This is a genomic window from Ensifer sp. WSM1721 (assembly GCF_000513895.2).
Classification (GTDB): domain Bacteria; phylum Pseudomonadota; class Alphaproteobacteria; order Rhizobiales; family Rhizobiaceae; genus Sinorhizobium.
Genome location: NZ_CP165783.1, coordinates 1420269 through 1441442, shown reverse-complemented (window position 1 = coordinate 1441442; position 21174 = coordinate 1420269). Strand labels below are relative to the sequence as shown.

Sequence of the window (21174 nt, the reverse complement as noted above, 5' to 3'; positions counted from 1 at the left end):
TCAGCCGCCGCCCCTCTACCTCGAGGCCTCAGCGCGCCCGGTCGCGCTTGCGGCGGTCGTCTTCTTTTCTCGATGCTGCGCGGCAATCGGCGAGATCTCGTTCATGGGAAACGCGTCGACGGCGATCACGCCGTCCACCGCCACCTTGGCGTCGGCAATTTGCTCGAATTCCGCCGCGCTGATGACGCCCTTGTCGCGCGCCTCTTGCGGATCATGGAGGTGCTTGTCGCGCATCTTCTTTTCGATGGGCGCCGCCGCGGTGACCAGCCTGAAAGCACGCTCAAGATCTTTGAGCGGATGCTGCGCGTGTCCTTCGCCCAGATAGATGTCCGGCGTCAGTCGGTCGCGCTGGGGCGAGTCCTTCATCAGCGTCTCGGCCACGGCGCCTGTGAGTTCGTCGGACGGCGCCGGGGCAGAAATGCCCAATGGAAAGGCGGCCAGCCTGACAAGGATCGCCGCCCAGCGCGCCGGCAAATTGTCGAGCACGCCGGCAAAGGCGGCCGCGATGCGGCCCTGACCCTGGCGCATCACATAGTCGACGATCGGCCGGTCTTCGTCATGCCGCCCCTCTGCCTCGAAACGCTTCAAAGCGGCGCCGAGCAGATAAAGTTCCGAAAGTATGTCGCCCAGTCTGGCTGAGATCATTTCTTTGCGCTTGAGCCGGCCGCCCAAGGTCAGCAGCGAGAGATCGGCAATCAGCGCGAAGGCCGCGGCATACCGCGAGAGCTGTTTCCAGTAGCCGGGCATCGCCGCCCGGCGCGGCGCCGGCCCGATGCGGCCGCCCGACCAGCCGCGCACGAAGGCTCGCCAAAGCGCGGCGAATGCATGCCCGACATGGCGCCAGACCACCTTGTCGAACGCATCCAGACCTTTCGCTTCGTCCTCATCCGATAGAGCCAGTATTTCCTTCAGCATATGGGGATGCGAGCGCACTGCGCCCTGACCGAAGATCATCAGATTGCGCGTGAGGATATTCGCGCCCTCGACCGTGATGCCGATCGGCGCCGACCTGAATTGGCTGCCGAGATAATTCCTCGGGCCGTCGATGATCGCCTTGCCGCCGTGGATGTCCATCGCTTTGCCAACGGAATCGCGCATCCGCTCGGTGGCATGGAATTTCATAATGGCCGAGATCACCGACGGCCTGTGTCCCTCGTCGAGAGCGGCGATGGTGAGCCGCCTTGCGGCGTCGATCTGGTAGATATTCGCGACGATGTCGGCAAGCGGCCGCCGGATGCCTTCGAACAGGCCGATCGGCACGTCGAACTGGGTCCTGATCCGCGCATAGGCGCCGGTGGCGCGCGCGCATATGGCCGCCGCCGCCGCCGATTGCGCCGGCAGCGAAATGCCGCGACCGGCCGCGAGTGCCGTCATCAGCATCTTCCAACCCTTTCCTATTTGCTCCTCGCCGCCCAGGACAAGGTCGAGCGGCAAAAACACATCCTTGCCGTGAAGCGGGCCGTTCTGGAAATGGGTCAATTGCGGAATGTGCCGCTCGCCATGCGTGACGCCGGGCGTCGACGTCGGCAGCAACGCGACCGTGATGCCGAGCGCCTTGCCGCGACCGAGATGATTTTCCGGGTCGTACATCTTGAAGGCGAGGCCCGCCACTGTAGCGACCGGGCCAAGGGTGATGTAGCGCTTGTGGAAGTTGAGCCTGACGCCAAGAACCTTTTCGCCCTCCCAGGCGCCGTACTCGACGACGCCGGTGTCGGTCATCGCCGCCGCATCTGAGCCGGCCTCCGGCGAGGTCAGGGCGAAGCAGGGAATCTCGCGCCCGTCGGCGAGCCGGGGCAGCCAATAATCGCGCTGCTCGTCAGTCCCGAAATGCATCAGCAATTCACTGGGGCCGAGCGAGTTCGGCACCATTACCGTCACGCCGGCCACGACGCTGCAGGAGGAGACAGTGCGGACGACCTCCGAATGCGCGGTGTTTGAAAAGCCGAGGCCGCCGTATTTCTTCGGGATGATCATACCGAAGAATTTCTTCTTGCGCAGGAAGTCCCAGACCTCACGCGGTAGGTCGCGATCCTCCCAGTTGATCTTCCAATCGTCGACCATGGCGCAGAGTTCGCGCACCGGCCCGTCCATGAAGGACTGCTCTTCCGCGGACAGCTTCGCGGGCGGCATGGCGAGAAGCCTGTTCCAATCCGGATTGCCGGTGAAGAGCTCGCGGTCCCACCAAACCGTGCCCGCCTCGATCGCGTCCCGCTCGGTCTCGGAGATCGGCGGCATGACGCGCGCGGCCCATTTGAAGAGCGGCTTGGTGATCGTGTCACGTCGGAGAATGCGCAGGCTCATGGGAAAAACGCCTCCCGTTCCTTAAACCCATCATACCCCATAGAGACTGAAATCCCCTGCGATCGGTTCCAGCAAGCGCTGTCGAAAGCTAAGGCGAGGAATTGGAGCGGCAGATTCGCGAACTCGAAGGCCGGGCCGGCCTTCGTCGACGCTATGCCAATCATATTAACGCTAAAAAGAAATAGAATTATTTTGTTTTTAATTTGTACGTATATTCAAGTAGTATTAAAAAGCAAAACGGACTTTATTATTACCACTGGTGAACTATAATCTTGCCTCCACCTTGAGGCGCGTTTCATGGCGAAGATTATTGGCACTGGTGCGGACGATACCCTGAACGGTACGGACGAGGGCGACCGTATCTGGAGTCTTGGCGGCAATGATGTCGTGGATGGCGGCGCGGGCGACGATCTTGTCGATGGCGGCGCGGGCGACGACGTGCTGACGAGTTCGAGCGGTTTCGACGAGCTCACCGGCGGCGACGGCAATGATCGGCTGATATTCAACGGTGTCGGCGGCGCCGCACGGGGCGGAACGGGCGTCGACACGCTTGTCGGCGATTACACCGGAACGTCCGATCCGTTTCTGTTCAATGGGATGGGTGGTCACGCAGCGTTCGGCGATCTGTCCGTAGAAGGGAACCATCTTTATTTCATCGATATCGAGCGGCTCAATCTCGCGACCGGTGGTGGCGACGACAGGATCATTGCCACCGAGTTCAGCCTGATCAACGTGCGCACCGGCGCCGGTGATGACCGCGTCGAAGGCGGCAACGGCGATGATCAGATTTTTGCTGGCGACGGCAGGGATGGGTTGTTTGGTGGCGGCGGCGACGATTTCATTCGCGGCGGCCTGGGCGACGACGACATCAACGGCGGCAACGACAGCGACGAGCTTCTGGGCGAGGATGGCAATGACAGGCTTGCCGGCGGACGCGGCAACGACCGCCTCGATGGCGGCGACGGCGATGACCGCTTGAACGGCGGCGACGGTAATGATCAGCTGGCCGGAGGCGAGGGAGAGGATACGCTTGTCGGCGGTGCCGGGGATGACTACCTGAGCAATTACATGAGCGACGGAGACATACTGCTCGGTGGGGACGGCAACGATACTTTGTCGGCGGGCGCGGAAGACATGGCCTACAGTGGACCGTGGGTTCAGCTCTATGGCGGCGCCGGCGACGACCGCTTTCATCTCTATTCGGAAGGCTCCATTGGCACACTGGACGGCGGCGAGGGATTTGACCGAGCGGACATCGACTTCGATGATGTTTCCGCCGGCTTCGTTTTCGATGCGTCACGCTATGAGTCGATCGAAGAGTTCGACATCAGTGTCAGATCGGCCTTTCGAGGAGTCCAACTTTATGGGGGAGACGGCAATGATTCTCTCATCAGTTATGACACCTACAGGGAAGGTCCGAGCGGCAACGACGCTCTGAACGGGCGCGGCGGCAATGACGTTCTCTTTGGCGGCAGCGGAGCCGATAGTCTGATCGGGGGAGATGGCGACGACACGCTTAGGGGCGAATCTGGTTCTGACAGGCTCCTTGGCGGTGCCGGTTCCGACCTGCTGACAGCCGGAGCAGGAGCAGCAGACACCTTCATTTGGGACCAAGCCTCCGTCCGCAACGGCGGCAACATCGATCGCGTCACGGATTTCGACACGGAAGGTGGCGACGTGCTCCTCTTTCGCGGGCTCGGCGATGCCGGATTCCACGATTTCGAAAGCTTCCTCGCGGCGTCCCGTGACACCCCCGAAGGCGTTTACGTCAGCTTCGACGGCGACTCCAACGGCATATTGATCCAGGGTGCCGTGCTCGCCAATCTTTCAGGAGACGACGTCGCGTTCGCATGACCCGCACGGACGCCCGCCAGCTTATCGGCATCGCTTGACCCGCTCGTCGACGACGGTTTCATCGGCAAAGCCGCCCCGTCAGGTTTCCGCAGAGTGCCGGTGCTCACTCCGGCAGTCCCGCCAATCGCAGGCCATCGGCGAACCGCGCGAGATCTTCCGGGCGATGGATCGGAAGCCAGTCCTTGAGGTGGGAGATGCGCAGGGATGGATCGAGTACCCGCAGTCGCTGCATCGCCTGACGCGCTTCGTCGATGCGCCCGGCAAGGGCGTAGCTCGCCGCCAGCAGGGCGACCGCGACGAGGAGGCTCGGAAGGTTCCCCAGCGCCTTTTCCGCCCAGCCCGACGCAGTATCGAAGCGCCCGGCGAAGAAATGTGCCAGCGCCATCCCGACCTGCATTCGGAACATTTCCGGATCCACCGGGCTCAGGCGAACGGCATGCGCCAGGTGCCCGACGGCGGCGTCCGCCTCCCCGCGAAGCGCACGCAGGGCGCCGCCGAGGAACCAGGCGGTGGCGAGGTTCGGGTTGAGCAACACCGCCCTGTCGATGAGCGCGATGCCGCCGTCGAGGTCGCCGGCGAGATGGGCGAACGCATGCCCACCTCTCGTCAAGGCGACCGCATCGTCCCGGCCGAGTTCCACCGCCAACCGCGCCAACCGCACGCCCTCGGCGATTTCGTCGGCCCGGTCGGTCATCCAGCCGTTCAGCTTGCGCCAGAAATAGCACCAGGCCGCCATGCCGTAGGCCGATGCAAATTCCGGATCAAGTTCGGTGGCTTTATAGAATAACGGCAGCGCAGCCTGGATGGCTTCCCTGGTACCGTTGTGCAGCTTCGCCATGCCGCGCAGGTAGTAGTCGTAGGCGTCCAGGCTCTCCGTCGGCTTGCGCCTGGCGCGCTCGATCTCCGCCCGTTCGAGCTGCGGTGAAATCGCGCCGACGACGCTTTCGGCCATCCGGTCCTGCAGCTCGAAGATGTCGTCGAGCGTGCCCTCGAAGCGCTCGGCCCAGAGATGCGCTCCGGTCGTTGCGTCGATGAGCTGCCCCGTGATCCGTACCTTGTTCCCGGACTTGCGTAGGCTGCCTTCGAGTACATAGCGCACGCCAAGCTCGCGGCCCACTTCCTTCCCATCCACCGCCCTGCCCTTGTAGGTAAAGCTCGAATTGCGCGCGATGACGAACAGCCAGCGGATGCGCGAAAGGGCGGTGATGATATCCTCGACTACGCCGTCGGCGAAATACTCCTGCTCCGGATCGCCGCTGAGATTCTGGAACGGCAGGACGGTAATGGAGGGTTTGTCCGGAAGGACGAGGGCGGACGCTGGCATTTCCTTCGGCTCGATGAGCACGTGCTCACCGACGCCCGGCCCGTCGGCCTGTTGCGCTCGCCCGATCTCGCCAAAGCTGATCTCGCCGACGAAGCGGAAGCCCTTACGCGCGACCGTCCGGACCAGGCGCTGTTCCTCGCCGCTGTCGCAGATCGCCTTGCGAACCGCATTGATGTGGCTGGTAATGGTCGATTCCGACACGATCCTGCCGCCCCACACCGCCTGAAGCAGCTCGTCCTTGCTGACGACACGGTCGCTGTTCCTGACGAGATGCAGCAGCAGATCGAAGACCTGCGGCCCGATGGCCACGACTTGCCCGCTGAGCGTCAGTTCCCGGCGCTCCGGATCGAGTACGTAGTCTCCAAACGTGAATTGCAAGATCGGCATCCCCTGGCCGAGCGCCGTCGGCTCCGAATAGTACCTGACATTCATACCACGGCAGCGCGTCACTGGCTGCATCGTCGGCGGCAAGGGATGCCGGTCGAAACAAGTGTTCGTTTGGACGAAAAACCAAGCTTCCCTGAAGGGCAATTCAAGCCCGTCTGAGGGACTTCCTTCGAATGCGCAGGCACTCTCCATCCACATCGACGGCAATGGTTGCGGTCGAGAGAAGTGGAGAGAAGCCCATGAAGATCGTCGTCATCGGAGGCACCGGCCTCATCGGATCGAAGCTTGTGAAGAACCTCCGCGAGCGCGGCCATGACGTGCTCGCAGCCGCCCCCAACACGGGCGTGAACACCATTACCCGCGAAGGACTGGCCGAAGCGATGGATGGAGCTCAGATCGTTGTCGACGTGGCGAACGCGCCGGTTTGGGAAGACAAGGCCGTCCTCGAGTTCTTCGAGACGTCGGGCCGCAACCTGCTGGCTGCGGAAGCGGCCGCCGGCGTCCGCCACCATGTTGCCCTGTCGATCGTCGGTAGCGAAAGGCTTCCCGATAACGGCTATTTCCGGGCGAAGGTCGCGCAGGAAAACCTCATCAAGGCGTCCGGCATTCCCTACACCATCCTGCGTGCTACGCAGTTCTTCGAATTCGTCGGCGGCATCGCGCAGGCGGGGACGGTCGACGACGAGATTCGCCTGTCCCCGGCACTGTTCCAGCCGATCGCCTCGGACGACGTGGCGGCGGCGCTCGCCGATGTCGCGGTCGCGCCGCCAGTCAACGGCACCGTCGAAGTCGCCGGCCCTGAGGCGATCCCGCTCGACGAAGTGGTCAGGCGCTACCTGCGCGCAACTAAGGACCCGCGCAAGGTCGTGCCGGATGTCCACGCGCGCTACTTCGGCTCCGTTCTCGACGATCAATCGCTGACCCCCGGCGGCAACGCACGCATCGGCGCGATCCGGTTCGAAGACTGGCTCGGCCAGTCGACGGCCCAAGCGGGGCGCTGAGGCTCCCACGGATTAATCAGGCCTGGCCTATGGACAATCAGGAAAGCGTCGACCCGGCACCGGGTCCCGCCTTCACGACAGATACTCTCGAAGGAGACTTGCCATGTTTAGACGATTTCTCACGGCCGCTGCCTTCGCAGCCCTCTCGATAACCGCAGCTTCGGCTGGCGACCGGCCCGCGGGCAAGGTGACGGTCGTATTCGACCACCCCCTTCCGAACGTCCCCGGCAAGAGCATGAAGGGCGTGCTGGTGGAATACGGGCCGGGTGCAGGATCGCCCGCCCACACGCACCCCAAGTCGGCCTTCATCTATGCCACGGTGCTCGAGGGCGCGATCCGCAGCAGCGTCAACGGTTCGCCGGAAAAGGTCTATCGCGTCGGCGAAAACTTCTACGAAGATCCAGGCTCCCATCATGAGGTAAGCGCAAATGCCAGCGACACGGAGCCTGCGCGGCTGCTGGCTGTGTTTGTCGTCGACACCGACGAAAAGGAACTGACGACGCCCATCGGCGAATGAACGCACGCGCTTCAATCGGCAGCCCTGGCGCATCGACGCGAAAATCGGAACCGATTTTCGGAAAGCACGATGCTTAGATTCAAAGACTTACAGCGTCCTTTGTGCTCCTGAAGGACGCACGGCGCTGTAGGGAGGCCAGGGCTGCTTCCCGGCCAGCGGCATTCAAGAGGAATCGAGAAAATGGACTCGCTCGAGGACAAGGTCGCCTTCGTCACAGGCGGAAACTCCGCCATCGGTGTCGCCGTGACGCAACCGAAAAAGAGAAAGATGATCGGCTTGGCTCTGTGCCTCGGCGCCGTGGCAGCCGTGGCTGGCGGCTGGGCCTGGGCTCGTCCGAGCGGCGTCGCGTCGACCGACAACGCCTATGTCCGCGGCGATGTTACCTCCCTCGCCCCAAAGGTTGCCGGCTATATCACGGCCGTGGAGATCGAGGACAATCAGACCATCCGTGCGGGTGACGTCCTGTTCCGGATCGACGACAGGGACTACCGCGCACGGCTTCAGCAAGCCGTGGCCAATGTCGAGGCTGCCCAGGCGCGCCTCATCAATGTCCATGCGGAGACCGAGCTTCAGCATGCTCTCATTCGGCAGGCCGACGCCCAGAGACGTTCGGCCGTGGCTGAGCTCAATCTGGCCACCAAGGACCACGAGCGCCGGCGCGAACTCATCCGCAGCAACACCATCAGCCAGGCCCATGTCGATGAAAGCGACGCGGCGCGATCGAGAGCCGAGGCGAGCGTGTCGGCCGCCTCCGCGACGGTCGAGGCCCAGCGGCAACGCCTCGCCGTCCTTGCCTCCCAGCGTGAAGCGGCTGTCGCTGCCGTGGCCCAGGCGGAAGCCGCGCGCGATCTCGCGCAAATCGATCTCGACAGCACCGTGGTACGCGCACCTGTCGGCGGCGTTATCGGCAACCGCCAGGTCCGCATCGGCCGGTTTGTGACACCAGGCGCCTCCTTGCTCGATATCGTTCCGGTCAAGAACGTGTGGGTCGTGGCCAACTTCAAGGAAACCCAGCTTGAGCAGATTGAGCCCGGCCAGCGCGTCCGCATCAGCGTCGACGGATATCCGAAGGCGGCGATCGAAGGCGTTGTCGACAGTTTTGCGCCCGGCAGTGGGTCTGCCTTCAGCTTGCTGCCCACGGACAATGCAACAGGGAACTTCGTTCGCGTCGTCCAGCGCGTTCCCGTCAAAATCCGCTTTGCCAGCAATCCGTTGACGGGGCGCCTCGTGCCCGGCCTGTCCGCGCGTGTCGAGATCGATGTGGGGAGCGGCTCATGACCACGGCCTTCACCACATCGCCGAGCCGCGACGGATCGACGACCGGCGTCCTTCTTGTCACGGGTATCCTGCTTGCCACGCTGACGGAGGCGATCGCCAGCACCGTACTGTCGCTCGGACGCGGCGACATCATCGGCGACACATACGCAACGCCCGATGAGTTCGCCTGGCTCGATGTCGGATACACCGCTCTCAAGCTTATCGGATTCATGGCCGGCCCTTGGCTGATGAACCGTCACAATCCGCTGAGCCTGATCATTGGCTCAACGCTTGCGATGGGCATGGCGTGCGGCATTGCCGCCACCACCGCTCGGCTGGACCTGCTGGTCGCGCTTCGAATTATTCAGGGGTTCTCCGGTGGCACCCTGCTGGTCGCGGGCCAGGCGCTCATTTTCCTCACCTATCCGCGATCCCGCCAACCGCTGCTGCAAGCCCTGTTCGCAATGGGATCCGTTGTCGCTCCCGCGACGATCGCGCCAGCCCTTCAGGGGTGGTTGCTCGACAGCCAGTCCTGGACATGGATCTTCTTCAGCGTCGTTCCGATGGCGCTCACCGCTGTTGGACTGCTGCTGATCGCCGACGCGCCGATGCCCCTTAAGGCCGCGCCCCGTCCGTTCGATTGGATCGGTTTCTCGCTGATCTCCATCACGCTTTTCTGCTTCACCTACGTCTTCAGCCAAGGCAGCCGATGGGACTGGTTCGACGAACCGTGCATCCTGTGGCTGACGGTGATCGGCGCGGCCACTCTCATGGCATTTCTCGGCCAGCAGGTGTTGGCGAAAGGCCAGGGCCTCATCGACTTCACCCTGTTCAAATCGGAGGATTTCTCCTTCGCCTTCGTCGTCAGTTTCGTCGCCGGCGCCGCCTTGTTCGGCAGCGCTTTCCTCATTCCCTCCTTTGCCGTGTCCGTCCTTGCCTTCACACCGACCGATGCCGGCCTGCTCCTGTTGCCGAGCGGCGCGCTGTTCATCGGCTCGCTGTCGATTGCCGCCTTTCTCATGCAGGTGCGCCACGTTCCTCCGGTCGCGACGGTTCCGTTTGGCATCCTGATGATCATGGTTGCGATGTGGATGCTCTCCGGCTCGACCAGGGAGAGCGGCGCGGACGACATGATGGCGGCGATCCTGCTGCGCGGCTTCGGCCTTGGCTTCCTGTTTCTATCGATCACTTTGATCGCTTTCGGCAAGCTCGACGGCCGAAATCTCGCGTCCGGAATCGGCCTCTTCAATACGGGTCGCCAGCTTGGTGGTCTGATCGGGGTCGCCGCACTCCAGACGCTGATCGACCATAACGTCGCCGCCAATGTCGCGGTCCTCGGCGCCAACATCACCGCGGGAAGGCCCGCGGTCATCGAACGGCTGACGACGACGGCAGCCATGCTGACGGCGAAAGGAATGGACGCAGCGGCCGCGAGCCGCGCAGCAACCAGCCTTCTCGGCCGGGCCGTGACAGGTCAATCCACCGTGATTGCCTTCGACACGGCATTCAACGCAGTCGCCCTGCTCTTTGTTATTGCCGCCCCGGTGCTGGTCGCCATCAAGATCGCACTCTCCCGGCACGCGAAAGAGCGCGCCACGCGGTCGCTCAAGTCGAGTGAACCGCAGCAGGCGTTCACAACTTCATTGCCGGTGTGTCGCCATGGGCTTGCACGCGCAGATAGCCGCGCAATGCAGTCACAAGCTCAGAGCAATCCAGGAAGATGTGTAACGGTTTTCCGCCCGGAATTGCGTAATTTCAAGTAGTTAGATCACTTCACTGTTTCGATGAAACAATGAAATGATCTAGAACCGCAATCCATCCTTTGCCGCTGTCCTGCCAAGAACCGAGCCCCGCAATGTCCGGGGCCCCGGCCGAGTGGGGCAGTGGCGCGGCTCAGAGCCGCGCCTCGAGAATCAGGTTGAACGGCGTCTCCAGCGCCCGGCGGAAATGGCTGAAGCCCGCCTTGCGGAACACATCCGCCAGCCGCGCCTCGCCGGCCTGGGCGCCGAGCACCATGCGGCCGCCGTCGGAGATTGCGTGCGCGCAGCAGATCGTCGTCGAGGCCGCATAATAGATGCGCGCGACCGGCGAGACGTTGTCTTCGACATGGTCATGGGCAAAAGGCTCGACGAGCATCACGGTGCCGCCGGGCGCAATCGCTTTCGCCGCATGTGCCGCCGCGGCGACCGGATCGCCCATGTCGTGCAGGCAGTCGAAGAAGCAGATCAGGTCGTAGCCCGCGCCGGGGTAGTCGTCTGCGCGAGCCGTGGTAAAGGCCGTCCGTTGCGCAACTCCCACCTCGGCGGCAATCCTCCGCGCCTCCGCCACCGACTCCTGGTGCGTATCGAAGCCGAGAAACTCGGAGGCAGGAAAGGCCTCGGCCATGAGCACGGTCGAATGGCCATGACCGCAACCGACATCCGCCACGAGCGCGCCGGCCCGGAGCTTCTCCACGACCCCATCGAGGGCCGGCAGCCACTCAGGAACCAGGCTCGCCCTGTAGGCATTGCGATAGAAGGCTGCGACGCCGCAGAAAAGCCGCCCGTCGTGATCGCCCCAGGCAATGCCCTTGCCGGTCCGGAAAGCCTCCACCGCCTTCTCCTCGTCCGACCACATGGAAGCCGGGACCGCCCAGGCATTGGGGATGAAATAGGGGCTGTCCTCATCGGCAAGGACAAGCGCCTGTTCCGGCGTCAGCTCATAGGTATCGCTGATCGCATGATAGGCGACGTAGCCGCCCGCAACTTGCGAGCCGAGCCATTCGCGCACATAGCGTTCGGCGCAGCCGGCGCGGCTTGCGAGTTCCCGGGAAGTAAGCGGGCCGGCTTCCGCCATCGCCTTGTAAAGACCGAGCCTGTGGCCGAGGCTCACCATCACGCCGCCGTAGCCGGCCGAGAGGTCACCGATCGCGCGCGTGACGATCTGGTCGAGTTTCGCCGCATCGGCTGTCCTGCTTTGGGTGTGTGCCATGTTCGTCTCTCCTGCTCAAGATTATGGATGCGGAGGATCGCAGCACTGATGGGCAAAGGGCAGAGCCGAACTGTCCAGAATCGGGCCGTTTGCGCCACTGGACCTATCAAAGGATCATTGATCTGCCGAGGCGGATTTGGCACCGCTCCTTGTCGAAGCGTCGTTCTTACTGCACGTTCCAAAGCGCTATAGCGACCTTTGTGCGTCTGATAAGATCTACGGCGCTGTCGGCAGCCGGGGACTTGAAATGCCACGTCAGACAACCCAGACCGGCTCGGAGCCGTTCCATGTGAGCCTCGTCGCGATTCCCGAGGCGGCGGTTTCGACGCTGACCGGCATCTTTGACGTGATGAACGCCTTTGCCATCGTGCCGCAGCCGGGCAACGCGGCGAACGAGCCGCCGCCATTTCGGGTCGAGATCGTGGGATTGCAGCAGGGTCCGCTGGAGCTCGCGAGCCGGGTGCCCGTTACGGTCCAGCGCAGCATCGCCTCGCTCGAAGCGACCGACATCATCATCGTCCCCTCGGTGCTCATCGGGCCGGAAGGCTGGCGGAAGGGCCGCTATCCCGAGCTCGTCGAGTGGCTTCACGCCATGCATCGCCGGGGCGCGCTCCTATGCTCCGCCTGTTCGGGCCTCTTTCTGCTTGCGGAAACCGGGCTGTTCGACGGAGTGAATACGACGGTGCATTTCGGTTATGCACGTCTTTTCAAAGAGAGCTTTCCGGCAGTGCCGATCGAGCCGGAGCGCGTTCTCGTCGTCGCCGGCAAACGCGAGGAGCTGATCACGTCCGGCGCCTCGATGACCTGGCACGACCTGGTTCTCTATCTCATCGCCCGCCATGCGGGCGCGACCGCGGCGCAGGCGGTCGCCCGCTTCTTCGCTCTCCAATGGCACCAGGACGGCCTCGCCCCCTACATCGTCTTCGAGGGCCGCAGCGACCATGGCGATCTCGCCGTCCGCGCAGCGCAGGATTGGGTCGCCACGCATTTCTCGGTCGCCAATCCGCTTGAAGAGATGATCCGCAACGCCGGCCTCAGCGAACGCACCTTCAAGCGCCGCTTTACCGGTGCGACCGGAATGAGCCCGATCGCCTATGTGCAGCGCCTGCGGGTTGAGGAGGCGAAACGCCGGCTCGAGCGCACCGAGGCCTCGGTCGATGAAATCAGTTGGCAAGTCGGTTACGAGGAGCCGGCGTTCTTCCGCCGCCTTTTCAAGCGCGTCACCGGGCTTACGCCCGGCAGCTACCGCCGGCGCTTCAGGATCCCTGACTACGCGCAGCCGCGCCGCTGAAATCACAGGCCTCCCATGCAAGCGACTTGGCAGCGACTCACTCCACCAGGCCCGCCTTGCGCAAGCCGTCGGTGAACTTCTCGGCATCCGAAGGATCGCGGAATGGCAAGCGGCCGATATGCTCTGCATGCGAGTATTTCGGATTGATCTCCTTAAGCTCGCGCCAAATCTCGCGGGCCCCATCAAGTCTGCCCAGATGGCCCAATGCCGACGCGAGAAATGCGCGCGACAGATCGGTGCTCGGATTGACAGCGATCCTGTCGCTGAAGAGCGCCGCCGCCTTCTCGTAGTCGCCGGCCACGAAATGAGCTGTGCCGAGAAAATGCAGATATTGCTGCTGCAGTGCGGGATCGAGGCGCATGGCTCGCTCTATATAAGCAATCGCCTTTTCCGGCTGCCCCGAGTAGATGTGCACGATGCCGCGGGCGTTGAGGGCGGGAGCGAAGTTGGGGTTGAGCGTCAGTGCGTGGTCGGCCTCCTCGGCCCAGCGCCGATAATCCTTCCTGAACATGGCGACGAGGGAAGCGACGTAGTGAGCGTAAGGGTCCTGCTCGTCCCTCTCGATCGCCTCGCTTACGAAGCGCGCCGCCTGCTCGAGGGAGGTCTCGGGCGCCTCGCTCCAGTGGTTCTGATAATCGAGCAAATAGGCCATGCCCAGGCCGGCAAAGGGGGAGGCGTAGCTCGGATCGAGCTCGATCGCCCGTCGAAAGCACCCCGTTGCCTGATCGAACATCTCGCGATCTTTCTTGACGCCGCGGAGCAATTCCCGCCCTTTCAGGAACAGATCATGGGCGTCGGCGTCTTTCGTGCCGGCCTCAGCGATGCGTGATTTTTCCGCTTCACTCAGCGTGACCTTCAAGGCCGTCACGATCTGCTGTGTGATATCGTCCTGGACCTCGAAGATATCGGTGAGCTCGCGGTCGTAACGCTCAGCCCAGATATGGCCGCCGCTCGATCCGTCGATCAGCTGAGCGGTGACGCGAACCCGGTTGCCCGCCTTGCGAATGCTGCCCTCAAGCGCGAACTTGACGCCGAGCTCACGGCAGACGTGAGGGACGCTGAACGCCTTGTCCTTGTAGACGAATGCCGAATTGCGCGCGATGACGAACAAAGCGGAGACCTTGCTGAGATCGGTAATGATATCCTCGGTGATTCCGTCGCTGAAATACTCCTGATCGGCATCGCGGCTCATATTGTTGAAGGGAAGGACAACGATCGATCGCCTGTCCGGCACCGCCCTTTCCGTCCGCACGACCTTGGGACCGGTCCCGGTGGCCTCGCGCAGCCAGCGCCAAACACGAACCGGCCGATCGATGTTCTTGACCTGCTGCTTTCCCAGGTCCTCGAACTGAAGCCCGAGGCGATCACGCACCTGGTCGTGGACGGCCGCGGAAACGTAGACTCCGCCCGGCTCGGCCATCGCCTCGAGACGGGCTGCGACATTGACCCCGTCGCCATAAATGTCCTCGCCGTCGATGGCGACATCACCCAGATTGATGCCGACGCGGAACTCGATGCCCTGCCCTTCTGGCAGGGCAACATTGCGATCAGCGATCGCCTGCTGCATTTCGGTGGCGGCCCGTACAGCCTCCACGACGCTCGGGAACTCCGCCAGCAACCCGTCACCCATGAGCTTGACGATACGCCCGTGATGTTCCGCGATCTTCGGAGCAATGAGGTCAGTGCGCAGCGACTTGAGGGCCGCGAGCGTCCCCTCCTCGTCAGTCCGAATAAGACGCGAGTAGCCAACGACATCGGAAGCCATAATGGCGGCGAGGCGGCGTTCCAAGAACCAAGCCCTCCCACCTGCAAATGTAGAGGATCGCCGGCCGGGAATCCACGCAAGTCTTGGTCCATTATTGCCGGACTTGCGTTACCAGCATAGGCCGCTAGGCGGGGTCGGGGCGAAAAGTTCGCGCGATTTCCGCCCTATCCCCCGGCTTAACTAATAAAAGAGGTGCCAAGGCGTCAGGAAGGCGCGGGCCCACTCCTGTTCCTTCCGATGCTGCTCCTCATCGTCGCACGCCTCGCAGATTTCCCGTGGGGCCGGGCGCGACGTGATCGCTTCCTTGCGAACTGCGGTCGTCCGGGCAGGTGGGGCGAAGTAGCCGAGTGTCATTCCGCCGAGATAGAACATGCTGCACCCTTCCCTTCCCGTCCGACGTCAACACGATCCTGCCACAATCCGCCGATCTGTCAATAGTCTACCAAATTAGTGGTCTAACCGAACTCCTTCCCTGCACGGTGACTGACAGCATTCTACGGCGCGGCGACCCCGGTCCGGCGGAAAGGTGATGCACGTCGGGGGCGCCTCGCCGCCGTATGGGTCCGCTTGCGGGCAGGCAGTTGTCCGCGGACAACCACTCAGAAGAAGTTGTCCGCGGACAACTCATGAACAGCGAAATTCATAAAACTGCGACGGCGGGCCGGCATAAAGGCGCTTTTTGTTAAGCGTTTGTAAATTGGCAACGAATCGGCGCATAGTATATCTGCGCAGATAGGCCTTTATTGCCGAATTTTGCGCAGTTTTTCGGAGATCGGGATGTTGCAGCAGAGAATCCAGAGTCTTGAGGAGCAGGAGCATTTGCCTTCGCTGCTGGCTGCCGACGCTCAGGAACTCGCTCATCAACTGCAGGAACATCAAAAGAAGATCTTCTCCCCGACGGCACAGAAAACCATGCGGCTGTTCAGCCCGGCGGAGGCGGCCGCCTTCATCGGAATCGGTGAAGGCTATCTGCGCCAGATCGCGTCAGAAGGCCATGGGCCGCCGCCGCTGTCAAACGGCCGGCGCATGTATTCGGTGGGCGACATCGACCGCATCCGCCGCGTGCTCGACGAGGGAGTCAAGACAGGGAAATACATTCCGCATCGCCGGCCGGGCGAAAAGCTGCAGGTCATCTCGGTCATGAATTTCAAGGGCGGGTCCGGCAAGACGACGACCGCGGCCCACCTTTCGCAATATCTCGCGCTGCGCGGCTATCGGGTGCTCGCGATCGACCTCGATCCCCAGGCCTCGCTCTCCGCTCTCTTCGGTCACCAGCCGGAACTCGACGTCGGCGAAGCTGAAACGCTCTACGGCGCCATCCGCTACGAGAACCCGCGTCCGGTCGCCGATGTGGTCCGTTCAACCTATACCACCAATTTGCATCTCATCCCCGGCAATCTCGAACTCATGGAGTTCGAGCACGAGACGCCGAAGGCGATGATCGGGGGCTCCGCGGAGACCTTGTTCTTCGCGCGGATCGGCGAAGCGTTCTCCGAGATCGAAAGCTTCTACGACATCGTCGTCATCGATTGCCCGCCACAGCTCGGTTTTCTGACGATGTCCGCGCTCTGCGCCGCGACGTCGGTGCTCATCACGGTTCATCCGCAGATGCTCGACGTCATGTCGATGTCGCAGTTCCTGTCGATGACGAGCGAACTGATGGCGGTGGTGGAAAAGGCCGGAGGGAGGACAAGTTACGATTGGATGCGCTACCTGGTGACGCGCTTCGAGCCGAATGACGGTCCACAAAGCCAGATGACAGGGTTCATGCGGGCGATCTTCGGCAACCGCATGCTACAGAACGCGATGGTCAAATCGACGGCGATCTCGGACGCGGGCGTGACTAAGCAGACGCTCTACGAGGTGGAGCGCTCGCAGTTCATCCGGGGCACCTATGATCGGGCGATGGATTCGCTTTCACTCGTCAATGCGGAGATCGAAGAGATGGTCCGCAAGGTCTGGGGGAGGAAGTAATCCATGGCGCGCAAGAACCTGATCGGCATTTCCGATAGCCCTGCCCCTCCGGGGGACAGAGAGCGGCCAGCCGTCGCGCGCCCGATCGCCGGTCTCGCGCCAAATCATCGGACGAGCGGCCTCGTCGGCGGCATCACCAAATCGCTCACCAACATCACCCAGAAGGTGGAGCGCGCCGAGGAACTGGAGCGGCGGCTGGCGCAAGGCCATGCGATCGTCGAGCTCGACCCGTCGCTGATCGATGCATCCTTCATAACCGACCGGCTTGGCGTCGCACCCGGGGCCCAGGCTGCACTGGTGGAGCAGATCCGGGACCACGGACAACAGGTCCCGATCCTTGTGCGGCCGCATCCGACGGAGAAGGATCGTTACCAGGTGGCCTATGGTCACCGACGGCTTGCCGCGGTGCGCGAGATCGGCGGCAAGGTCAAGGCGGTCATTCGCGAGTTGAGCGACGAGCAACTCGTTATTTCGCAGGGTCAGGAGAACAACGCCCGCACCGATCTTTCGTTCATCGAGCGCGCGCTGTTCGCCGCACGCCTGGAGGAGCGCGGCTTTTCCCGCGACACGATTATGTCGGCGCTCGGCGTAGACAAGGCGGCGCTCTCGAAGATGATCACCCTGGTGAACCGCCTGCCGGTGGAAATCATCGAAGCCGTCGGTGCCGCACCCGGCTTCGGCCGCAGGCGGTGGATAGAACTTGCCGATCTCCTTGATCGCGAGGGGCAGCGTTCGAAGGCGCTTGGCTTTGTCGCCGAGCCCGCGTTTTCGATGAGTGAAAGCGACCAGCGCTTCGAAAAGCTCTTCGCCTTCCTGAGCGTCACCAAGGAGCGGCCAAAGGCGGAGACTTGGCTTGCGCCCGATAGGAGCCGCGCCGTGCGCATTCGCGAAACGGATTCGGAGACGACGCTTGCCTTCAGCAAGAAGGCAGCGCCGGGCTTTGCAGATTTCGTGAGGCAGAGACTGGAAGCTCTGTACCTCGAATACCAACAGGAAACAGGAGATTAAACAGAGCAAAAGAAAAAGGCTTCCGAACGACTAGCGCTGCGGAAACCCTTCTCTCGTGTAGCGACTTGAGATTCCCATTTCCGCGAATCAGTGTCAAGCGTTTTTGACGTCGTTTCGGCGAACGGTTTTCTTTTGCCTTGGAAAAGGTGAAGAAAAATGGAACGTGGAAATGTGACGACGCCCTTTGGGCGGCGGGCGATGACGCTTGGCATGCTCGCAAGTCAGATTGCTGCCGGCGACATTCCGCCGGAGCGATCGATCGACAAGTGGAAATTGTTCCGTTCCGTCTGTGAAGCGAAAACGGTGATCGGCGTGTCCGATCGTTCGCTTGCAGTCCTGAACGCGCTTTTGAGCTTCTATCCCGCAGCCGAACTCTCCGGGGAAACCGGCCTCGTAGTCTTTCCCTCGAATGCGCAGCTTTCGCTTCGCGCCCACGGCATGGCCGGAACGACGCTGCGCCGCCACCTCGCCTGCCTCGTCGAAGCCGGCCTGATCCTTCGTCGCGACAGTCCGAACGGCAAGCGCTATGCCCGTAGAGCTCGCAATGGCGCTGTCGGCGAAGCCTTCGGATTCGACCTCTCTCCGCTCGTCTCCCGGGCCGAGGAATTCAAGACCGCCGCGGCAGAGCTCGCGGCGGAGAAACAGCATCTCCGGTTGATGCGCGAGAGGCTGAGCCTCCATCGGCGGGATGTCGCCAAGCTGCTCGAGCTCATCTGCGAAACCGCACCGCAAGGCGATTGGCAGGCATATCGCTCCCGCTTCGAGGAACTCGCCGCTCCTCTACCCCGCAACGCATCCGCCGCGGATTTCGAAGCCCTTTGCGAAATACTGGCGCAGCTTCGCGACGATCTCGCCAATCATTTGGAAAAATTGCTTAATTTGCGAAAAACGGACACCAATGATCGCCAGAATGGATGGCACAAACAGAATTCACATCCAGACTCTCGATCTGAATCTGAACCTGGCTTCGGAAAGGGACGGGAGGCCTTTTCGCCGGAGCGGCAAATGCCGACTGCAAACCCGGCTCTGCCGCAGGAGAGGCCCACCGCAGCGTTGACCACCAAAGAGCCGGAACGGCCGGTAATCCTCGCCGTCGCACCTTTGCCGGTGGCGGGGCTTGGTCGTGAGATCCCCCTGCCCGTCGTCCTCAACGCCTGCCCGCAGATCGCCGACTATGGCCCCCGCGGCCGGATCGAGAGCTGGAAAGACCTCCTCACCGCCGCAATCGTCGTCAGGACCATGCTGAATGTGAGCGCCGACGCCTACGACGAGGCGTGTCACGTTCTCGGTTACGAAAATGCCGCCACCGTCATCGCCTGTATTCTTGAAAGAGCCGATCGGATAAGCTCTCCGGGCGGCTACCTGCGGGATCTCACCCAAAGGGCGAGACGGCAGGCATTCTCGATCGCACCGATGGTGAGCGCGTTGACCCGCGCCAGGAGGACAGTCTTGCCGATGGCGAGTTGACGCTGATTTTAAACTGTCGTGGGTGATCCAGAACGTTGGCCGGGGAGGGCAGGCGGCAGCACTGCCTTCCCATGACAGCCGTGGAAACATGCCGGCCGTCATTGGCCGGGCCATTGCTTTACGGCCAGAAATGCCAGAAACTGGCTTTGCACGTGGATTCGCTGAGACGTCGATCCGTTACCTGTTCTTAACAGTTTTGCGTCTATCGTAAGCCATTGGCAAAAAAGCCTTTCCTCCCGCCTCACGGAAGCTAAACAGCCGATAATTTCCGCTAGACGGACGGCCACGATTTGCGCCAGACGGCGGCGATCGCATCATTTTCGTCAGGGCTCGTGCTGCTCTTTCAACCGTCTTTGCGGAAGGCTCGGCTGGAGGCCGAAATCGAATTCCGGCAGGGATCTTTTGTGTTGGCGAACAGATAGCCGTCAGCTTTGTGGATAGGGCCGAATTCGAGACCTTTCTCTGCGCATCGGCGGCAGAAAGCCTCGACGTCCTCCACGTCGAACACGAGTTTGATGCTTGATTGACCGCGCCGCTGCCCTTTCATAGCCGGATGGAGCATCAGGTTTGCACCGCCGCTCGTCGCCACAAGCTCCACGATTCTGTCGCCAGGCAGCCTCTTCGCTTTAAAGCCGAAGTGCTTCTCGTAGAACTGTGCCGTCTCGTCGACATCCTGGGCGTAGAGAACCAACCTGTTGAGCGGCACGTGCGCGGCCTTTCATGCATTGTGATCGGTTACACATACTCCGGGCATCAAGCCGGTGCCGAGCGTCGCCGGTTCCCGTGAAGCCGGACCGAGAGGGGACGGACGTTCGGCGGGGAGCCTCAGCCAGAGGCGCGACCCCCATGACCGCTCCAGACAAGCCGTCGCTGCGGGATGGCCGAGTTGACAGCTGTCAACAGCACCCAGTGGTCACTCGCGCCAATGCTCCGCTACCCAGGGGCTTGGGAGTATGTAGTGGCGCAAATAGCGGAAGGCGTTCTTTTCCCTGCGGTCCGGCGAAAACAGGCCGCGGATATGCCCGAGCGGTGTCGCCGGCCGGCCCTTATAGCCGAACTGCCCGTCAATCGCATGCTGCGGCAGCAGGCCGCGTGGAAAGATGATCACGCGGGCATCCGCCGGCAGCCGGGGCGCCAGGAAATAGTTCAAGGGAAGGGGCCAGCGGCAATCCTGGCGGAAGTGCAGAACGTAGCGCCGGGGGAAGAATTTCGGGCCGCCCGGCGCATTGCGCGTCACGAAGCGCTGCTCGAATTCGTATTCATCCGCCACCTTCTGCGGATCGGCGCGGAACTTCTCCTGCAATGGAACCAGCTTGCCGACCGGAAAGCGGAACAGCGACGTCTGCCCGAGCCGCTCGAAAGGAGTGGTCTGGTTGCGTGCCATGACCACGTCATTGGCGTCACCGATCTCGAAGAAAGCGTCGAGCGATCCGACGATCACTAGGTCGAGGTCGAGAAAGAGCACCGGCCCCTTGAGGCTGCCGAGCTTGGGCCCCCAAAGCCGCGCCTTGGGCCAGATGCCCTTGGTGTTGACCGGCATCTTCTCGACGTTGAGCGGTGGCAGGTCCTCGCACAGAATTTCCGGACGCAAGCCATCGCGGTTGTCGGTAAAGCAGGTGAAGGTGAAAGGCGGCGTGATGTTGCGCGCGACCATGGCATAAAGCCGGTTGATGAAGGGCGCGCCGTATTTCGTTCCCCAATTTATGCAGATCACCTGCTTGACGCCGCCGCTTGCGGCGAGAACGTTTGCTGCCATTTGCGCATGCCTTTTTCGTTCCGCACCCGCTCGACGACCCGTTCCGTAAGGAAAGATGGTCGCCGTCAGGATATGCGGTTTTTAGCGTTTGCCGACGCCGGGAGAATTGCGGGCAGTTCAATCGAATTTTCGACCCTTAAAAATAGCAATTCCCCCGGAGTTGCAAGCGGTGGGCAGCAAGTTCATAACGATGCAGCGGGTTGGCAATGACTTTCGCGAAGAGAACCGGACCTTCGTCGAGGACGGCGTCGTGTCGTTGTTGACAGCTGTCAACTCCGGCGAACGTCTAGATCACTGTTTCC

The 21174-nt window shown here is 62.3% G+C and carries 16 protein-coding genes; 9 read left to right on the top strand and 7 right to left on the bottom strand.

Annotated elements, in window-relative coordinates; translation table 11 throughout:
• Positions 1-15 precede the first annotated feature (15 nt).
• Positions 16-2301, bottom strand: coding sequence for an acyl-CoA dehydrogenase (locus M728_RS24340; RefSeq protein ID WP_026621191.1), 2286 nt, complete (start codon positions 2299-2301; stop codon positions 16-18).
• Positions 2302-2598: 297 nt separating this feature from the next.
• Between M728_RS24340 and M728_RS24335 the strand changes: the two genes are divergently transcribed.
• The gene (locus M728_RS24335; RefSeq protein WP_026621190.1) at positions 2599-4155 is read left to right on the top strand and encodes a calcium-binding protein; all 1557 of its coding nucleotides are present in this window, start codon (positions 2599-2601) and stop codon (positions 4153-4155) included.
• A 103-nt stretch (positions 4156-4258) separates the two neighbouring features.
• On the opposite strand, the gene M728_RS24330 is transcribed toward M728_RS24335, so the two are convergent.
• Positions 4259-5857 carry a winged helix-turn-helix domain-containing protein gene (locus M728_RS24330; protein WP_026621189.1) on the bottom strand — a complete coding sequence of 533 codons (1599 nt, stop codon included), beginning with the start codon at positions 5855-5857 and terminating at the stop codon, positions 4259-4261.
• 248 nt (positions 5858-6105) lie between these two features.
• Between M728_RS24330 and M728_RS24325 the strand changes: the two genes are divergently transcribed.
• The 4 genes from M728_RS24325 to M728_RS24310 all read left to right on the top strand — a co-directional run bounded on the left by M728_RS24325 (position 6106) and on the right by M728_RS24310 (position 10404).
• On the top strand, positions 6106-6867 hold the full coding sequence (locus M728_RS24325; protein ID WP_026621188.1) for an SDR family oxidoreductase: 762 nt from the start codon (positions 6106-6108) through the stop codon (positions 6865-6867).
• A 103-nt stretch (positions 6868-6970) separates the two neighbouring features.
• Entirely contained in the window at positions 6971-7384 is a 414-nt protein-coding gene (locus M728_RS24320) for a cupin domain-containing protein (protein ID WP_026621187.1), read from the top strand.
• Positions 7385-7564: 180 nt separating this feature from the next.
• Entirely contained in the window at positions 7565-8662 is a 1098-nt protein-coding gene (locus M728_RS24315; RefSeq protein WP_026621186.1) for an HlyD family secretion protein, read from the top strand.
• Positions 8659-10404, top strand: a complete 1746-nt coding sequence (locus M728_RS24310) for a DHA2 family efflux MFS transporter permease subunit (RefSeq protein ID WP_084044549.1) — start codon at positions 8659-8661, stop codon at positions 10402-10404. The genes M728_RS24315 and M728_RS24310 overlap by 4 nt, the downstream gene beginning before the upstream one ends.
• Before the next feature lie 130 nt (positions 10405-10534).
• Here the strand turns inward: M728_RS24310 and M728_RS24305 are convergent, their stop codons facing one another.
• A complete protein-coding gene (locus M728_RS24305) occupies positions 10535-11611 on the bottom strand; it encodes a class I SAM-dependent methyltransferase (RefSeq protein WP_026621185.1) in 1077 nt (358 codons plus the stop codon).
• A gap of 247 nt (positions 11612-11858) precedes the next feature.
• On the opposite strand from M728_RS24305, the gene M728_RS24300 reads away from it, so the two are divergent.
• The gene (locus tag M728_RS24300; RefSeq protein WP_026621184.1) at positions 11859-12902 is read left to right on the top strand and encodes a GlxA family transcriptional regulator; all 1044 of its coding nucleotides are present in this window, start codon (positions 11859-11861) and stop codon (positions 12900-12902) included.
• A gap of 37 nt (positions 12903-12939) precedes the next feature.
• Here M728_RS24300 and M728_RS24295 read toward each other — a convergent pair whose 3' ends face one another.
• Positions 12940-14691, bottom strand: coding sequence for an adenylate/guanylate cyclase domain-containing protein (locus M728_RS24295; RefSeq protein WP_026621183.1), 1752 nt, complete (start codon positions 14689-14691; stop codon positions 12940-12942).
• A gap of 156 nt (positions 14692-14847) precedes the next feature.
• The gene (locus M728_RS24290) at positions 14848-15039 is read right to left on the bottom strand and encodes a hypothetical protein (protein ID WP_026621182.1); all 192 of its coding nucleotides are present in this window, start codon (positions 15037-15039) and stop codon (positions 14848-14850) included.
• A 408-nt stretch (positions 15040-15447) separates the two neighbouring features.
• Here M728_RS24290 and repA point away from each other — a divergent pair, with 408 nt between their 5' ends.
• The 3 genes from repA to repC all read left to right on the top strand — a co-directional run bounded on the left by repA (position 15448) and on the right by repC (position 19116).
• Complete coding sequence (gene repA, locus M728_RS24285; protein WP_370906500.1) at positions 15448-16641, top strand: plasmid partitioning protein RepA; 1194 nt, start codon at positions 15448-15450, stop codon at positions 16639-16641.
• A 3-nt stretch (positions 16642-16644) separates the two neighbouring features.
• Complete coding sequence (gene repB / locus M728_RS24280; protein WP_026621180.1) at positions 16645-17649, top strand: plasmid partitioning protein RepB; 1005 nt, start codon at positions 16645-16647, stop codon at positions 17647-17649.
• 156 nt (positions 17650-17805) lie between these two features.
• Positions 17806-19116 (top strand): plasmid replication protein RepC, encoded by a 1311-nt coding sequence (repC, locus tag M728_RS24275; RefSeq protein ID WP_026621179.1) that lies wholly within the window; start codon positions 17806-17808, stop codon positions 19114-19116.
• 343 nt (positions 19117-19459) lie between these two features.
• On the opposite strand, the gene M728_RS24270 is transcribed toward repC, so the two are convergent.
• Together M728_RS24270 and M728_RS24265 are read right to left on the bottom strand one after the other, a co-directional pair.
• Complete coding sequence (locus tag M728_RS24270; RefSeq protein ID WP_026621178.1) at positions 19460-19822, bottom strand: VOC family protein; 363 nt, start codon at positions 19820-19822, stop codon at positions 19460-19462.
• 207 nt (positions 19823-20029) lie between these two features.
• Positions 20030-20872 (bottom strand): hypothetical protein, encoded by an 843-nt coding sequence (locus M728_RS24265; protein ID WP_026621177.1) that lies wholly within the window; start codon positions 20870-20872, stop codon positions 20030-20032.
• Between the last annotated feature and the right edge of the window lie 302 nt (positions 20873-21174).

What these genes read in the sequence shown, in the direction of transcription:
- M728_RS24340 (WP_026621191.1), bottom strand. Translation starts at nt 2,301, where the DNA reads ATGAGCCTGCGCATTCTCCGACGTGACACGATCACCAAGCCGCTCTTC.
- M728_RS24335 (WP_026621190.1), top strand. Translation starts at nt 2,599, where the DNA reads ATGGCGAAGATTATTGGCACTGGTGCGGACGATACCCTGAACGGTACG.
- M728_RS24325 (WP_026621188.1), top strand. Translation starts at nt 6,106, where the DNA reads ATGAAGATCGTCGTCATCGGAGGCACCGGCCTCATCGGATCGAAGCTT.
- M728_RS24320 (WP_026621187.1), top strand. Translation starts at nt 6,971, where the DNA reads ATGTTTAGACGATTTCTCACGGCCGCTGCCTTCGCAGCCCTCTCGATA.
- M728_RS24315 (WP_026621186.1), top strand. Translation starts at nt 7,565, where the DNA reads ATGGACTCGCTCGAGGACAAGGTCGCCTTCGTCACAGGCGGAAACTCC.
- M728_RS24310 (WP_084044549.1), top strand. Translation starts at nt 8,659, where the DNA reads ATGACCACGGCCTTCACCACATCGCCGAGCCGCGACGGATCGACGACC.
- M728_RS24305 (WP_026621185.1), bottom strand. Translation starts at nt 11,611, where the DNA reads ATGGCACACACCCAAAGCAGGACAGCCGATGCGGCGAAACTCGACCAG.
- M728_RS24300 (WP_026621184.1), top strand. Translation starts at nt 11,859, where the DNA reads ATGCCACGTCAGACAACCCAGACCGGCTCGGAGCCGTTCCATGTGAGC.
- M728_RS24290 (WP_026621182.1), bottom strand. Translation starts at nt 15,039, where the DNA reads ATGTTCTATCTCGGCGGAATGACACTCGGCTACTTCGCCCCACCTGCC.
- repB (WP_026621180.1), top strand. Translation starts at nt 16,645, where the DNA reads ATGGCGCGCAAGAACCTGATCGGCATTTCCGATAGCCCTGCCCCTCCG.
- repC (WP_026621179.1), top strand. Translation starts at nt 17,806, where the DNA reads ATGGAACGTGGAAATGTGACGACGCCCTTTGGGCGGCGGGCGATGACG.
- M728_RS24265 (WP_026621177.1), bottom strand. Translation starts at nt 20,872, where the DNA reads ATGGCAGCAAACGTTCTCGCCGCAAGCGGCGGCGTCAAGCAGGTGATC.